The sequence below is a fragment of the Nonomuraea mesophila genome, from assembly GCF_004352805.1.
GTDB lineage: Bacteria > Actinomycetota > Actinomycetes > Streptosporangiales > Streptosporangiaceae > Nonomuraea > Nonomuraea longispora.
The window spans coordinates 1-310 of record NZ_SMLD01000426.1 but is presented as its reverse complement, the minus strand read 5'-3'; the positions used below and the strand labels follow the sequence as shown (position 1 = coordinate 310).

The window sequence follows — 310 nt, the reverse complement described above, 5'->3', positions numbered from 1 at the left end:
GCCTCGATCTCTATGACAGCGAGGACGATCACCTGTACGTGCTTGGTCACGTCAGCTCCGAGCGAATGACGGCGGCCGTCGCCGAGTACATCCGGCACATCCACTTCCCGCCCAACACCCTGGTGGACAACCCACTATCTGTCCTCGACGGTGGCGCCGACCGGGTGCGAGCGACGATCCGTCACACCTACGCCACCTTCGACCTGCGCCGAGTCGGGTTCTGCGAGTTCAGCGCCCGGTTGTTCGTTCAGCCCGAGACCAAGGGTGCATGGCCGATCACGTACTGGCCAGGAGAGTTCGGCTGATCAAA

Annotated in this window: 1 protein-coding gene; it reads left to right on the top strand. The window is 62.9% G+C overall.

Annotated features, from left to right (window positions below):
• The coding region (locus tag E1295_RS49600; protein ID WP_166427814.1) for a hypothetical protein at positions 1 to 305 on the top strand (305 nt) is incomplete at its 5' end.
• Positions 306 to 310 lie beyond the last annotated feature (5 nt).